The following is a 13763-nucleotide window of genomic DNA, read 5'->3' on the forward strand; positions in this document are numbered from 1 at the left end:
CCCCCCCCCCCCCCCCCCCCCCCCCCCCCCCCCCCCCCCCCCCCCCCCCCCCCCCCCCCCCCCCCCCCCCCCCCCCACCCCACCCCCACACACCAGCGAACCCACCGCGCCACCGGGCACCCGCCACCGGGCACCCCACTTCACGCCCCCGAAGAATCCCCCCGAACCGTGAAGTGCACCACATCCTCCAAAAACGGAACATGCACCCAGGGCTTCGGCTGCACCATCAACGCCAACAGCACAATCACCACCCCCAGCCCCCCATACGTCACCAAATCCGTGAACCGGGACCGCACCGCCAGCATCCCCACCGACGGCAACGCCCACCGCAACGCCGCCGCCCCCAACAGGGAAAGCCCGATCAGGATCGCCCCGATCCGGGTCACGTCGAACGCCACCAGCAGCAGCCCCACGGCCACCCCGCCCATGACGCTCAGCAGCGGCCACTGCCTGGCCGGCGCCGGAAACCCGCCCGGCGCCGCCCTGCCCCCGCCCTGCGGCCGAGCGGTGTCCCGCGTCAGCTGCGGAAAGCGGCGAGTGGCCCGCTGCGGCTCGGACGCTCCGTCGGCCTGCGCCTCGGCACCCACGTCAGCCGACCGACCGCTCGGCCGCCTCGACGACGTTGACCAGCAGCTGGGCGCGGGTCATCGGCCCGACACCGCCCGGGTTCGGGGCGACCCAGCCGGCGACATCGGCGACCCCGGGGTGCACGTCCCCGACGATCTTGCCGTTCTCGTCCCGGCTGACACCCACGTCGAGCACGGCGGCGCCCGGCTTCACGTCCTCGGGCTTGATGATGTGCGGCACACCCGCCGCGGCGACGATGATGTCCGCCTGCTTGAGCTGCGCGGACAGGTCACGGGTGCCGGTGTGGCACTGGGTGACCGTGGCGTTCTCCGACTTCCGGGTCAGCACCAGCGGCATCGGCCGGCCGATGGTGATCCCGCGGCCGACCACGACCACGTGCGCGCCGTTGATCTCGACGTCATGGCGGCGCAGCAGCTGCACGATGCCGTACGGGGTGCAGGGCAGCGGCCCGGTCTCGTTGAGCACGAGCTTGCCCAGGCTCATCGGGTGCAGGCCGTCGGCGTCCTTGTCCGGGTCCATGAGGGCGAGCACGCGGTTGGTGTCGATGCCCTTGGGGAGCGGGAGTTGGACGATGTAGCCGGTGCACTCGGGGTTGTCGTTCAGCTCCCGTACGACCGCCTCGATCTCCTCCTGCGTGGCGGTCTCCGGCAGTTCGCGCTGGAGGGAGGCGATGCCCACCTGGGCGCAGTCGCGGTGCTTGCCGTTGACGTACCAGCGGCTGCCGGGGTCGTCACCGACCAGTACGGTGCCGAGACCGGGCTGGACGCCCTTGGCCTTCAGCGCCTCCACGCGGACGGTCAGTTCGGACTTGATCGCGGCTGCGGTGGCCTTGCCATCGAGAATCTGGGCGCTCATACCCCCCATCTTCCCGGATGGGGGCGGTCGCGTTCCAATCCGGGCGCGGGCGGGCCCCGCATCACGGAATGGTTCATTGCACTTGCACAACACCTTCCCGCCCTGACTGGACAACGTTCACACGCAGCTAGAAGGATTGTCGCTCAGTGCCGCAGGCATCATCGGGGGCGGGCCAAGTGAAACTTGTATTCCTCCGAAGTCGCGCCCGCGTCGTCCCCCACTGACCCAACGGAGGAAATCACCACATGAGTTTCGGCGACCCCAACAACCCGTACGGCCAGCAGCCCCCGCAGGCCCCGCCGCAGGCGCCGTACGGCCAGCAGCCGCCGGTGCCCCCGCAGGGCGGCCAGCCCGGCTACGGCTACCCCCAGCAGGGCCCGCCGCAGGCTCCGCCGCAGCAGCCCTACGGCTACCCGCAGCAGCAGGCGCCCGGCGCCCCGCAGCAGCCGTACGGCTACCCGCAGCAGCAGATGCCCGGCTACCCGGGTCAGCCCGGCATGCCCGGCATGGGAATGCCGACCGGCTACGCGGGCTGGGGCTCCCGGGTGGGCGCCTTCCTCATCGACGGCCTGATCGTCGGCCTGATCCCGCTGGTGCTCTACATCGTCGCGTTCGCCGTCGCCGGCTCGTCGGGCCCGGTCACCCCGGACTACTCCGGCTGTGCGCTCGACGACACCCAGTGCCGCCTGGACGCGATCGACGCGGCGTCGTCCAGCACCTTCCCGGCGATCTCCTTCATCCTGATCGCGCTGGCCGGCCTGCTGGCCTTCGCCGCGGGCATCTTCATCCTGGTGAAGGAAGGCAGCACCGGCCAGACCCCGGGCAAGAAGGCCCTCAGCATCCGCACCGTGCGCGAGGCCACCGGTCAGCCGCTCGGCTTCGGCATGGCCTTCGTCCGCCGCCTGGCCCACTTCCTGGACAGCATCGCCTGCTACATCGGCTACCTGTGGCCGCTGTGGGACGACAAGGGCCAGACCTTCGCCGACAAGGCCGTCGGCTCGGTGGTCGTCAAGACCCAGTGACCCCGACCCGGGTCACATCGACCTGAACCGCCGGCGAAGGCCCCCTCGCACCTGCGCGATCGGGGGCCTTCGCGGCACCGTGCGGGATCCCGGCCGGCCTCCCGCACCGCATTTCCGCACCGCTCTTCCGCTCAAGACGCCCGAAGGACACTGCTCGTGAGTTATCCGAACCAGAATCCCTACGGTCCGCCTCCGGGCCAGCAGCCCGGTTACGGCTACCCGCAGCAGCAGCCGGCGCCCGCGCCGTACGGCCCCTACCCGGGTGGCGGCGGCATGCCGCCCGCCGGGCCGTACCTGAGCAGGATGCCGGGCGGGGTGAAGGCGGCGCGCGTGATGCTGTTCGTGCTCGCCGGTCTGAACCTGATCGGGCTCGTAGGGGCCGTCGCGGGTCTCGGCGGCGTCAGCAAGGCGGCGCGCAACGCGTCGCCGTACCAGAGCCACGACACGGCGACCGCGCTGAACGTCGGCAAGGGCCTGCTCATCGCGCTGATCGTGCTCATCGTGATCTTCACGGTGGTGGCGGTCACGCTGGCGCTCCAGTTCGGCAACGGCGGCGGCGGCGTCCGCATCGGCACCATCGTCTTCGGTGTCGCCAACACCCTGGCCAGTTTCCTGGTCTTCCCCCTCGGTCTGGTGCACACCGTGCTCGGCATCCTGGTCATAGCCTTCGCCTCGAAGGACGACGGCAACGCCTGGTTCAACAGGCCGCGTTACTGACCCCGGCGGCTCCGGCCCGCCACCCCCGCAAGGCCCTCTCGCCCGCACGGCGAGGGGGCCTTCGCCGTACGCGGGCCGTCCTCACGCCCCGTAACAGCCGTACCCCAATTTCCCGCTACGGGCTGATTTCGATCATTCTCCGCCGCTACCCTTCCCATGGTTTTCTCGGGGGAAGGAACGACCATGCACAGCATCATCGTGGTGCCCGCGCACTGCTCAGGACCCGTCGACCAGATCCGCCTGGGTCCGGGCGAATCCCTCACGTTCGGCCGCGGCCCCGGCGCCCGCCCGGCCGCGCCACACCCCCCGAGGCACCTGACCATCGCGCACGACGGCGTCTCCCGTACGGCGGGCGAGATCACCGCGACGGGGACGTACTGGACGCTGAGCAACCACAGCGCCCGGCAGACGTACGTGGTGGAGAACCCCGAAGGCGCGGGCGAGCACATCAAGATCGCTCCGGGCCGGGTCGACGCGCCGGTCCCCTTCGAGTTCTCCCGCGTGGTGCTCCCGGCATCCGGCGACCTGCTCAGCTTCGACATCTGGGCCCCGCGCCACGACTACGCACAGCCGGAGCAGGACGGCCCGCCCGGCGGCGAACTCACCGCGCCCGCCTTCCCGATGGACCGCACCAAGCGGTACTTCCTGGTGCTGGCCGCGCTCTGCGAACCGCGGCTGCGCGGCACCCCGCACGCACCGCTGCCGACCGTCGAGCAGGTCATCGCGCGGCTGCGCCCGGTGTGGCCGGCCGCGGCCCGCGCCGCCGTCCAGTGGAACATCGACTACCTCGCCGTCAAACTCCGCATCAAGCAGCCACCGGAGGCGGCCGACGGCGGCCCGCGGCTCAACGGCAAGAAGGAGAGCCTGGTCTCCCTCGCGCTCCGCTTCGACCTGGTCGGCGAGGACGACCTGGACGTACTGGACCGGCGGACGGCGGCATGACGGCCGGGGCCAGGCCCACCGTTCCGGTGCCGGCGGGCTACCGTATCGGCCGCTGGACGGTCGGCGAACCGCTCGCGTCCGGCGCGTTCGGCAGCGTCTACGCCGCGCACACCAGCGCCCCCGCCGACGGCCTGCCCGCGGACGCCGCCCTGAAGATCCTGCCCACCGGCACCCGCACCCCGCGCCAGCTGCGTCACCTCCAGGAGATGGCACGCCGCGAGCTGGACATCCACCGCAGGCTCCAACGCCCCCGCCTCATCCGGATGTTCGAGGCCCTGACCGTCGACGACCCCGGACGGCCCGCCCTCGACGGCGCCACCGTCCTCGTCCTGGAGCGCGCCGAAGGCTCCGTCGGCGACCTGCTCAGGCGCTCGCCGCCGGGACCTGTCGCCGCCGCGCCCGCCCTGCTCGCGCAGATCTGCGAGGGCCTCGCCCAGCTCCACCACGCCGGGTGGGTGCACGGCGACCTCACGCCGGGCAACGTGCTGCTGATGCCGCCCGGCAGCGCGGAAGGCAGACGCGGCGACGTGTCCGTACGCCTCGGCGACTTCAACCTCGCGGCCGAGATGAACGGCACCCACGCCTACGCGCCGGCCTTCGCCACCCCCGACTACACCCCGCCCGAACTCCTCTGGTCGGAGATCTCCGACCACGGCAGGCAGATCCGCCCCACCGCCGACATCTGGGCGTTCGGCGTCCTGGCCCACCTCCTGCTGACCGGCTCGCTGCCGCTGCCCGGCGGCAGCCCCGCCGCCCGCCGCGACAGCCTGCTGCGCTACGCGCGCGGCCAGGACGCGTTACGCCTGTCAGGACAACTCCCCGAAGCCTGGCGGCAGATCGTCACCGACTGCCTGGCCCGCACCCACGAGGAACGTGCCGCACACGACGCCACCGCACTCCTCGCGCGGGTCGAAGCGGCTGCGGGCACCGGCCGCTCACCGCGGCTCCCCCGCCTCCGGCCGCGCCGCATCCGCCGCCGGACCTGGGCGGCCACCGCCACCGCCGCGGCGCTCCTCGCGGCCGGCGGCACCTACGCCCTCCGCGAGCAGCCGCCCGACCCGGCCGCGTACGGCGCGAGCGAACTGCGGACGGACCGCGGCGTGCCGGTCGCCTACCGCAAGCTGATCGTGGACGCGGCGCACCACTGCGAGAGCCGGGACATCACCCCGGCGCTGATCGCCGCCCTCCTGAAGACCGAGTCGAACTTCGACCCTGACCTGTCCGACCCGGACAAGGACGAGTACGGCATCGCCCGTTGGACCCCGCACGTGCTCTATTACTGGATCCCGGGAGAGAAGCGTCCGGCGGGCGGCGAGCGGGCGATGCAGCCGCCCTTCCCGCCCCAGGAATCCATCCCCGCGGCCGGCCGCTATCTCTGCGACATCTCCCGCAGCCTGTCCCCCGACGTCAAGGGCGCCCGCCCGGCGGCCATCGCGGCCTCCTACCGCACCTCGGTCCAGAAGGTGAACCTCGCCCGCGGCATCCGTCCCCAACTCCGGCCCTACGTACAGCGGTTCACCGCGCACCTCAAGGAGTACACCCCACCGGCGGCCTGACGACCCTCAGAGGTACGAGGTTCCCGGGTGCGAACGGCGCCGGGATGGTGTGGGAGTGCCATCACGGGGGTGGCGCAACGGGATCGCACCGCCCATCCGTTCGGTGCGAAAGGGGAACACGTCATGCGCAAGATCCTCACAGCCGTGGCCGGCGCCGCACTCGCCGGCGGCATCGCCGTCACCGGAATCGCCCAGACCGCACAGGCCACGCCGGCCGCCTCGCACGGCGTGCTGGCCAGCTACCAGGGCCGCACCATCGACCTGTCCAAGGGCTGGCAGGGCGCCAAGGCGTGCGCGGTGTTCGCGGCCGACGACGTCCGCTGCTACCCGACCGCCGCAGCCGCCGACAAGGCCAGCGGGTACAAGGTGTCGACCGACGCGCTGCGGCGCGGCGCCAAGGCCGACACGACCGCCATCCCGGCCTGCGCGAACGGCTGGGTGTGCCTGTTCAAGAACAAGAACGGCGGCGGCCGGCGGCTGATCTTCAACGAGGGCCACTGGGACAACCTTGACAACTACGGTTTCGACAACGCGACGTCGTCCTGGCGCAACAACCAGAAGAAGGGTGACCTCGCCGGCCTGTCGCAGTTCGCGGGCGGCAAGGGCAAGGTGATCCACCTCAGCGCGCCCGGCTACGCGGCCGGTCTCGGTTCGTTCGACAACCGGGCCAGCGCCGTCGCGGGCTGAGTACCCGGCCCGGACGGAACGGGGCCCGGCCCGTGCCTCGCAGGAGGCACGGGCCGGGCCCGTCGTCGTGCACCGCCGCAGCGCGACGGCCGCGGCTCAGTGGAAGAAGTGCCGCGCCCCCGTGAAGTACATCGTCACGCCGGCCTTCTCGGCGGCCTCGACGACCAGCTCGTCACGGACCGAACCGCCGGGCTGGACAACGGCCTTGACGCCCGCTTCGGCGAGCACCTCGAAGCCGTCGGGGAACGGGAAGAACGCGTCGGACGAGGCGTAGGCGCCACGGGCCCGCTCCTCGCCCGCGCGCTGGACGGCGAGCTTGGCGGAGTCGACGCGGTTGACCTGGCCCATGCCGACGCCGACCGTGGCGCCGTCCTTGGCGAGCAGGATCGCGTTGGACTTCACCGCGCGGCCCGCACGCCACGCGAAGGCCAGCTCGGCCAGCTCGTCGGCGTTGAGCGCCGCGCCGGCCGCCAGCGTCCAGGCCGCCGGGTCGTCGCCATCGGCCTGGAGCCGGTCGGTGACCTGGAGCAGCGCGCCGCCGTCGATGGCCTTGACCTCGACGGGCGCGGACGGCGCCTCGGGGGCGCGCAGCACGCGGATGTTCTTCTTGCGGGAGAGGACCTCCAGCGCGCCGTCCTCGTAGCCGGGCGCCACGATGACCTCGGTGAAGATCTCGGCGACCTGCTCGGCCATCGCCACGGACACCGGGCGGTTGACGGCGATCACGCCGCCGTAGGCGGACAGCGAGTCGCAGGCGTGCGCCTTGCGGTGCGCCTCGGCGACGTCGTCGGCGACGGCGATGCCGCAGGGGTTGGCGTGCTTGATGATCGCGACGCACGGCTCGGCGTGGTCGTAGGCGGCGCGCCGGGCGGCGTCGGTGTCGGTGAAGTTGTTGTAGGACATCTCCTTGCCGTGCAGCTGCTCGGCGTCGGCGAGGCCGCCGCCCGCGGTGCCGGTGTACAGCGCGGCGCCCTGGTGCGGGTTCTCGCCGTAGCGCAGGACGTTCTTGCGCACGTAGGTGGAGCCGATGAACTCGGGGAAGCCGGAGTCGTCGGCGGCGGCGTAGCCGTCCGCGAACCAGGAGGCGACGGCGACGTCGTAGGCCGCGGTGTGCTGGAACGCCTCGGCGGCAAGCCGCTTGCGGGCGGTGAGGTCGAAACCGCCGCCGGACGCGGCCCGGAGCACGTCGTCGTAGCGGCCGGGGTTGACGACGACAGCCACGGACGGGTGGTTCTTGGCGGCGGCGCGGACCATCGACGGGCCGCCGATGTCGATCTGCTCCACGCACTCGTCGGGAGTGGCGCCGGACGCGACGGTCTCCTGGAACGGGTAGAGGTTCACGATCACCAGGTCGAACGGCTCGACGCCCAGGTCGGCGAGCTGCCGCTGGTGGTCGGTGAGCCGCAGGTCGGCGAGGATGCCGGCGTGCACCTTGGGGTGCAGGGTCTTGACCCGGCCGTCCAGGCACTCGGGGAAGCCGGTCAGCTCCTCGACCTTGGTGACCGGAACCCCGGCGGCGGCGATCTTCCCGGCCGTCGAGCCGGTCGAGACGAGCTGGACACCCGCCGCGTGCAGGCCCTTCGCCAGCTCTTCGAGACCGGTCTTGTCATAGACGCTGACCAGAGCGCGGCGGATGGGCCGCTTCGTACCTTCGGCGGTGGCGGTCACGAGATACGTACCTTTCGTCCCTCAATGCGGTAGCCGTGCCGGGCCAGACGCCCCACGACCTCGACGAGCAGAGTGCGCTCGACTTCCTTGATGCGCTCATGCAGCGCGGATTCGTCGTCCTCGTCCCGGATCTCCACCACGCCCTGCGCGATGATCGGCCCGGTGTCGACGCCTTCGTCGACGAAGTGGACGGTGCAGCCGGTGACCGTCACGCCGTACGCGAGCGCGTCGCGTACGCCGTGGGCACCGGGAAAACTGGGCAGCAGGGCCGGGTGTGTGTTGACGATCCGGCCACCGAAGCGGGCCAGGAAGTCCCGGCCGAGGATCTTCATGAAGCCGGCCGAGATCACCAGGTCGGGCGCGTACGCGGCGGTCGCTTCGGTGAGCGCGGCGTCCCACTGCGCGCGGTCGCCGTGGTCCTTGACCTTGCACACGAACGTCGGCAGGCCGGCCCGCTCGGCGCGGTCGAGCCCCGCGATGCCGTCGCGGTCGGCGCCCACCGCGACGATCTCGGCTCCGTAGGCGGCGGGCCCCGCTGCGGCGACGGCGTCCAGCAGCGCCTGGAGGTTGGTGCCCGATCCGGAGACGAGGACGACGAGCCGGGCGGGGGCGGCGTCCGGGCGGGACGGAGGGCGAAGGGGATCCACGATGGGGGTCTTTCTCGCGTGGGTGCTGCTGCGGTGCGGATGTCGTGCGGGGTGCGGTGGCGCCCCTGGTACCGGCCGGCACCCGCACGGCCCCCGGCAGCGCGCCCGACCGACATCTTTGTGCAGTCGTACGAAGCCATGGGTTGCGGAAATACGGGGAACCCTACGAAGGCGCCGACCGTCAGCAACGATACCGGCACACCGCGCGGCCCCCACGGGACGGGGGCGGGCACGGGAGGTAGCGTCGGGCCTGAGAACGCATGCAGTTCGTGGTAATCGTCCGCCCGGCCCACCAGCCGGAAGGGCGGCCGAGACAAGGGGAAGACACACTCCAGATGCCGGACCGACACCGCCGCGCGGCCCTCCTCATCCCGCTGCCCGCGACCATCCCCGGGGCGGTCCTGCTGCCGCGTGACGCCACGTCGTCCTCCCCCTCCCCCGACGCATCGGGCCCGTCACGCCTCACGGGCGCCCTGCGCTCGTCGGACACGGGTTCGTCCGGCGGCTCCGGTTCGTCCGGCACGGGCGACGGCTCCGGCTCGTCGGAATCCGCAGGACCGGAGGGCGACGGCGGCCCCGGCAAGGACCGGGGCTCCCCGGACCCGACGCCGGACGAGCCCGCCGCGCCCGACCGTGACAACCCCTTCGCCCCGCCGCCCGCCGACACACCCGACCAGGAGTGGCGCCCGCGGCACCAGCACGCGCACAGCCACCACGGCGACGACGGCCAGACGCCTGGCGACGAGCAGCCGCCGGCCTGGGGCAGCCAGTGGAGCAGCAAGCAGCCGGGACGGCAGGGCGGCGGCTTCGGCACCCGGCCGGGCCGCAGCGGTCAGCAGGGCGGCGGCCAGGGCGGTCCCGGCACACCCGGCGGCCTGCGCTGGGATCCCACCGACCCGGCCCAGCGGCGCGCACGCTACGCGCTGCTCGGCGGCATGTGGGCGTTCTTCTTCGTACTCTTCAACCTGCCGGAGGTCGCCCTCCTGCTGGGCGCGCTGGCCATCTACTGGGGCATCAGCTCGCTCCGCGCCAAGCCAGGATCCTCCGCGAAGGCGAAGGCCGCAGCGACGACGGCGGCCATGGAGGGCCTGCCTGCGCCTTCGGCCGACGGCGCCGATGCGGGCCGGGGCAGCCCGTACGGCGCTCCGGCGCCCGGCGGTCCCGCCGCACCGCAGTCCACCCGCCCGCAGACGACCGCCGCGATCAGCGGCCTGGTGGTGGCGGGTCTCGCCCTCATGATGGTGGCCGCGACCTTCGCCGTGCAGCTCGTCTACCGCGACTACTTCACCTGCGTCGACGACGCCCTGACGCAGTCGGCCGCCAAGTCCTGCGAAAAGCTGCTCCCCGAACAGCTCCGCCCGCTGCTGAGCGTGCAGGAGTAGGAGCAGGAGCAGCGGGAGTAACGGGGAACCCCTGGCCCTGCCGCACCGGGCCGGTGCCGGGTCAGCGGCCGTCTTCCGCCGCGGGCTCCGTCCCGGCCGGTGCGCCTTCGGGCTGCCTTCCGTGCGCGGGCTCGGCCCGTGAGGTCCCGGTCCGCGGGGTCTCGGTCCGGGGCGGCTCGGCCTCGTCGGGGAAGTCGGCCATCAAGTCGTGGGAGCGGACCCGCAGTTCCGCCCAGCGGGCCGCCCGGGTGTCCGCTTCGTGCCAGGGGTCGTAACGGTGCACGACGCGGTCGAGCCCGTACAGCTCGGCCGTCTCCCGATCGACACCCTCCGCACCGCCCTTCCGCCGTTTCGCGGCCTTCCGCGCCTTCCGCTCCTCCCGCCGCATCCGCCCCTTCCGCGCCGCACGCTCCCCGGTTCCCGCCCCGTCCGGGCCCGGCCTCCGGGTACGCGCACCACGAGACCACCGCGAGCCGCCGCCTTTCGCATCCGGCGCATCGGCCCTTTCGCTCTCCGCCACCGGAGCGGGCTGCGGGGCGACCGGCTCCGGCGCTTCCGGGGTATGCGGCCCCGACGCGCCCGCGGCGTGCGGTACCGGCGCTTCCGGCGCCTCCCCGGCCGGGATCAGCCCCTCCGGGTCGGCCACGCGCACGTCCGGCACCGGCACCGCGGCGCCCGGATCGGCGTCCGTCGGCTTGCCCCGGCGCCCGCCCAGGAAGCGGCGCAGACCCCGGCCGTCCTTCTGCTTCTCGGTGCGTCGGCGCCGCGCCGACCTCAGGCGGCAGGCGCGGAGCAGGAGGGCGCACGGGATGCCGGTCAGGGCCGTCCAGCCCGCGGCGGCGAGGCCGGTCAGCCACCAGGTGGGGCCGAAGACGGCGAGCCGTCCGGTGCCCAGTGCGCCGCCCGACAGGGCGGCGAGCCCGGCCATCGCCGCCCCGCAGGCCACGGCGGCGAGCCCGGCGACGGCCGCCGTCGTCCGGCGCCGCCAGGGACGGCCCGCACCGCCCGAGCCCGCCGCATGATGCGCCACGTACCGGGCGAGCAGGATCCCCGCCAGCACGGGACCGGCGGCGACCGCCCAGGTCAGCGGCGTGACGGGGGCCGGGTCCGGCAGCGCGCCGAGCAGCGGGAAGTGCGGCAGCGCGGGCGGGGCTGCCGTGCCCAGCGGTCCCGCCGTGCCGCCCACCCCGGCCGTGAAGCCGGGGCCGAGGCCGTACGCGGCGCCCCAGACGGCGGCGTTCGGGAGCAGGGCCAGGCAGAGCACCAGGACCGCGCCCCGGCCCGCCCAGTCCGACGCGAGCCCGAAGAGGTCACCCCTGGCCTCGCCCGCGTGCAGCCCGAGCCCGACGAGCGTCAGCACGGTGCCCGAGGCGAGCAGGGTGAGGACGGCCGCGGTCGCGGAGCGGCGTACCGCGGTGCGCCGCCGGCCGCCGACGAGGTACCGCACGCCGCCCGGCAGCACCGCGAGCAGCCGCCGCACCCATCCCGGAGCCAGCTCCGAGCCCGCTGCGCCACCGTGCCCGTCGGACTCGTCGGACTCGTCGGCCCCAAGGACCCGCCAGGCCGATACGGCGAGCGTGCCGACGGCCGCGACCGGCACGCACACCGCGGCGCTGAGCGGCACGGCCCGCAGCGGGCCCGTCGACGCGTACAGCACAGCACCGGCGGCGACCAGCAGGTACCCGGCGAGCAGCGCGCCCAGCCGGCTCCGCGCCGGGACCTCGGCCCAGGGGTCAGCGGGCTGGTCGTCGGCGTCCGCCAGGGCGTGCCGGGTGGCCCGGTGGAGCAGCCAGACGGGCAGGGCGGTCAGCAGCAGCGGGGTCAGGGCGATGGGTACGGGGGTTCCGGAGAGGGCTCCGTTGCGTACCAGGTCGACGCCGTGCGCGAGCAGCCAGAGGTCGGCGGCGAGGTGCAGGGCGCCGGTGGGGTCGCTGCCCGGGTACGGGGAGGCGACCCAGATCAGGAGTACGGCGACGGTGAGCACGCCCAGGCCCAGACCGGCTGCCGTCACGCCGCTGAAGAAGGCGCCGCTGATCGCGGAGGAGCGCTGCGCGGCGGTCCGGCCGTGCGGGGACAGTGTCGGGCCACGATCGGTCAGCTGGCTCACAGCGCCATGCTGCCAACAACACCTGATTCATCCGCGTAGTGAGCAAATGCCCGACGTGTCGCGCACCTTCCGCTTGTTCCGTTTTTCACACTGTCTTCTGGTGCGACTTTCATCGATCCGTCGGGGGCCGTGTGGAGGCAGGCATGAGGCAGCGCAGGAAGCAGCAGACGCGTCGGCGGTCGGGCGGACAGCCGGACCGGCCGGAGCGGAAGACGAGGGAACGGGGCGCCGGGAAGCGGCGGGACGAACGGGCCAGGGACCGGTCGTCGCCCGAGCCGGTGGCCGCTGAGGCCGCTGAGGCCGCTGAGGCCGCTGAGGCCACCGACGCGCTCGCCGCCGACGACACCGAGGAGCTGCCACTGGTGACCGCCCGGGAGGAGGCGCCGGACACCGGGCCCGCACCGCCCTTGCCGGGTGAGGGGGCCGTCGCCGCGTTCGACGCGCTCTACGACCGGCACGCGGCCGGGCTGATCCGGCAGGCGTATCTCCTCACCGGGCGGCCACGGCGCGCTCAGGAGGCGGTGGAGCGGGCGTTCCAGCTGGCCTGGCAGCGGTGGCCCGAGGTGGCGGTGGACCGGGATCCGGCCGGCTGGGTGCGGGCTGCCGCGTACGAGTACGCGCTGTCGCCGTGGCACCGGATGCGCCCCTGGAGGCGGGCGGCCGACAAGCCGTCACCGAAGGCACCCGCGCCGCCGCCCGCGGGGCCCGGTGACCGTGCGCTGCTGAGTGCGTTGCTTGAGCTGCCCGCCGCGTACCGGCGCACGCTGCTGCTGCACGACGGTGTCGGGCTCGGCCTCTGCGAGACCGCGGCCGAGATCGAGGCGAGCACTCCGGCCACCGCGGGGCGGCTGACCCACGCGCGCGAGACGGTGGCCGGCCGGCTGCCCGAACTCGGGCTTGAAGGGGCATCGGTGGCGCGGCAGGGCGAGATCCTGCACGGGCGGCTGGCGGTGCTGGCCGCCGCGCAGCCGGTGGCGCCTTCGGCCGCGGCTGCGGTCCGCGGCGGCAGCGAGCGCACCGCCCGGCGGATCACCAGGGGCGCGTTCGGGATGATCGCGCTGCTCGCGACGGCGACCGCGTTCGTGCTGCTCACCGCGCCGAACCGGGCCGTGCATCCGCCGGAGGTGATCGTGCCGACGGCGCCCGCCACGTCTGCCGCGCCCGGCACCCGGGCGGACGGCGGGCACGCGAAGCGACCGGAAAGCGGCGGCGAGCCGACGGGCGGCAGCGCGGCCGACGGCGGTGACGCAGGCCGTGACGCATACGAGCCGGGGGCGGACGGCTATGGGGAGGGCGGGGGTGACGAAGGGGAGGACGGCTATGGCGACGGCGCCGATGACGGCAAGCCGCGCGTGGGCCCCGGGCCGCGCCCCCGCCCCGGTCCCGCCGCCGGGCACGGGGCCGTGCCCCCGGCCGCGCCGCCGACCTGGCACCCGGCAGGTCAGGGAGCCGGGAGCGCCCCGCCGCGGTGACGTCCGCGGCAGGGCGTGACGTGCGGCAGGCGGCGCCCGTCGCGTACGGCTCGGTTCGGGGCATGCCGCGCAAACGGCCGCGGGCCCGCACCACTTGAGGGTGCGGGCCCGCGGCCGGGT

12 protein-coding genes are annotated in these 13763 nt (G+C 73.9%); 7 read left to right on the plus strand and 5 right to left on the minus strand.

Going from position 1 to position 13763, the window contains the following annotated elements:
* Window positions 1-140: 140 nt before the first annotated feature.
* Entirely contained in the window at window positions 141-587 is a 447-nt protein-coding gene (locus ACGFNI_RS27730; RefSeq protein ID WP_393687396.1) for a DUF3017 domain-containing protein, read from the minus strand.
* A 1-nt stretch (window position 588) separates the two neighbouring features.
* Window positions 589-1443 (minus strand): bifunctional methylenetetrahydrofolate dehydrogenase/methenyltetrahydrofolate cyclohydrolase, encoded by an 855-nt coding sequence (locus ACGFNI_RS27735; RefSeq protein WP_393687397.1) that lies wholly within the window; start codon window positions 1441-1443, stop codon window positions 589-591.
* A 245-nt stretch (window positions 1444-1688) separates the two neighbouring features.
* On the opposite strand from ACGFNI_RS27735, the gene ACGFNI_RS27740 reads away from it, so the two are divergent.
* The 5 genes from ACGFNI_RS27740 to ACGFNI_RS27760 all read left to right on the plus strand — a co-directional run bounded on the left by ACGFNI_RS27740 (window position 1689) and on the right by ACGFNI_RS27760 (window position 6367).
* Window positions 1689-2465, plus strand: a complete 777-nt coding sequence (locus tag ACGFNI_RS27740) for an RDD family protein (protein WP_393687398.1) — start codon at window positions 1689-1691, stop codon at window positions 2463-2465.
* A gap of 156 nt (window positions 2466-2621) precedes the next feature.
* Window positions 2622-3182 (plus strand): hypothetical protein, encoded by a 561-nt coding sequence (locus ACGFNI_RS27745; protein WP_393687399.1) that lies wholly within the window; start codon window positions 2622-2624, stop codon window positions 3180-3182.
* Window positions 3183-3365: 183 nt separating this feature from the next.
* Window positions 3366-4124 carry an FHA domain-containing protein gene (locus ACGFNI_RS27750; RefSeq protein ID WP_393687400.1) on the plus strand — a complete coding sequence of 253 codons (759 nt, stop codon included), beginning with the start codon at window positions 3366-3368 and terminating at the stop codon, window positions 4122-4124.
* Complete coding sequence (locus tag ACGFNI_RS27755) at window positions 4121-5680, plus strand: protein kinase (RefSeq protein ID WP_393687401.1); 1560 nt, start codon at window positions 4121-4123, stop codon at window positions 5678-5680. The genes ACGFNI_RS27750 and ACGFNI_RS27755 overlap by 4 nt, the downstream gene beginning before the upstream one ends.
* A gap of 123 nt (window positions 5681-5803) precedes the next feature.
* Window positions 5804-6367, plus strand: a complete 564-nt coding sequence (locus ACGFNI_RS27760) for a peptidase inhibitor family I36 protein (RefSeq protein ID WP_393687402.1) — start codon at window positions 5804-5806, stop codon at window positions 6365-6367.
* Window positions 6368-6463: 96 nt separating this feature from the next.
* Here ACGFNI_RS27760 and purH read toward each other — a convergent pair whose 3' ends face one another.
* Entirely contained in the window at window positions 6464-8035 is a 1572-nt protein-coding gene (gene purH, locus ACGFNI_RS27765) for a bifunctional phosphoribosylaminoimidazolecarboxamide formyltransferase/IMP cyclohydrolase (RefSeq protein ID WP_393687403.1), read from the minus strand.
* Window positions 8032-8682: a phosphoribosylglycinamide formyltransferase gene (gene purN / locus ACGFNI_RS27770; protein WP_393687404.1), complete on the minus strand. Its 651-nt coding sequence runs from the start codon at window positions 8680-8682 to the stop codon at window positions 8032-8034. The genes purH and purN overlap by 4 nt, the downstream gene beginning before the upstream one ends.
* A gap of 335 nt (window positions 8683-9017) precedes the next feature.
* Between purN and ACGFNI_RS27775 the strand changes: the two genes are divergently transcribed.
* Window positions 9018-10064 (plus strand): hypothetical protein, encoded by a 1047-nt coding sequence (locus ACGFNI_RS27775; protein WP_393687405.1) that lies wholly within the window; start codon window positions 9018-9020, stop codon window positions 10062-10064.
* Between the two features lie 61 nt (window positions 10065-10125).
* Here ACGFNI_RS27775 and ACGFNI_RS27780 read toward each other — a convergent pair whose 3' ends face one another.
* Window positions 10126-12171, minus strand: a complete 2046-nt coding sequence (locus ACGFNI_RS27780; protein ID WP_393687406.1) for a DUF6350 family protein — start codon at window positions 12169-12171, stop codon at window positions 10126-10128.
* A gap of 143 nt (window positions 12172-12314) precedes the next feature.
* On the opposite strand from ACGFNI_RS27780, the gene ACGFNI_RS27785 reads away from it, so the two are divergent.
* On the plus strand, window positions 12315-13643 hold the full coding sequence (locus ACGFNI_RS27785) for an RNA polymerase sigma factor (protein WP_393687407.1): 1329 nt from the start codon (window positions 12315-12317) through the stop codon (window positions 13641-13643).
* Window positions 13644-13763 lie beyond the last annotated feature (120 nt).

Origin of the sequence: Streptomyces sp. NPDC048644 (assembly GCF_043199105.1) — a bacterium.
GTDB lineage: Bacteria > Actinomycetota > Actinomycetes > Streptomycetales > Streptomycetaceae > Streptomyces.